The organism is Lactobacillus gallinarum DSM 10532 = JCM 2011 (genome assembly GCF_001434975.1).
GTDB lineage: Bacteria > Bacillota > Bacilli > Lactobacillales > Lactobacillaceae > Lactobacillus > Lactobacillus gallinarum.
Genome location: NZ_AZEL01000085.1, coordinates 1 through 901, shown reverse-complemented (window position 1 = coordinate 901; position 901 = coordinate 1). Strand labels below are relative to the sequence as shown.

Genomic DNA, 901 nt, shown 5'->3' with positions numbered 1-901 from the left:
AGAAATAAGCGATATTGGCAGCGGCTTAAACTATAAACGGCAAAAATGGAATAATCTTCTAGACGAAGTAATGAACAACAAAATAGATAAGATTTATATTACTTATAAAGATAGATTTATCCGTTTTGGCTATGATTGGTTTGAAAACCTATGTAAAAAGCATGGGACTGAAATAATTGTTTTGAATAATATTGACACTAGTCCTGATAAAGAACTGGTTGATGATCTGATAAGTATAATTCATGTGTTTTCATGCAGACTATATGGCTTAAGAAAGTACAAGAAAAAGATTAGAGGCGAGTACTTAAATGACGATCAAGACACAAGTAGTTAAGCTAAAAGTTAATAAGACCATGCAAAAGCATCTTGATGCTCTATGCGACTATCGTCGATACTGCTGGAATAAAGGCTTAGAAACTTGGCAATTAATGTATGAAGCTCATACATTAAACCAAAAAGATAATCCCAGTCCTAACGAACGCAGAGTCCGTGATGAACTAGTCGCAAATAAAGCCGACTGGCAATATGATTTGTCTGCCAGATGTTTACAATTAGCGATTAAAGACTTAGCTAATGCTTGGAAGAACTTCTTTGATAAGTCACAACCTGATTGGGGAATACCTAGTTTTAAATCTAAGAAAGCTCCCAGACAAGGCTTTAAAACTGATAGAGCTAAGATCGTTAATGGTAAGCTTCGCCTTGATCGCCCAAGAAGCATTTCAAAAGAGTCTTGGTTTGATTTAAAAAGCTATGAAGCTCTAAAGATGGATGAAGTCAAAGTAGTAAGTGTCTTCAAAGAAAAAGATAATTATTATGCGGCTCTTCCTTATGAAGAAGAAATTGAACTAAAAGCTAAAACCCAGCAAAAGACAGCAGTTGATGTCAATGTTGGCCACTTTAA

General features: G+C 34.9%; 2 protein-coding genes. Both read left to right on the top strand.

Annotated features, from left to right (window positions below):
• Positions 1-334, top strand: a 334-nt coding sequence (locus FC37_RS09910) for an IS607 family transposase (RefSeq protein ID WP_056945649.1), incomplete at its 5' end; no start/stop codon positions are given.
• The coding region (locus tag FC37_RS09905) for a transposase (protein ID WP_056945648.1) at positions 309-901 on the top strand (593 nt) is incomplete at its 3' end. The genes FC37_RS09910 and FC37_RS09905, both read left to right, overlap by 26 nt.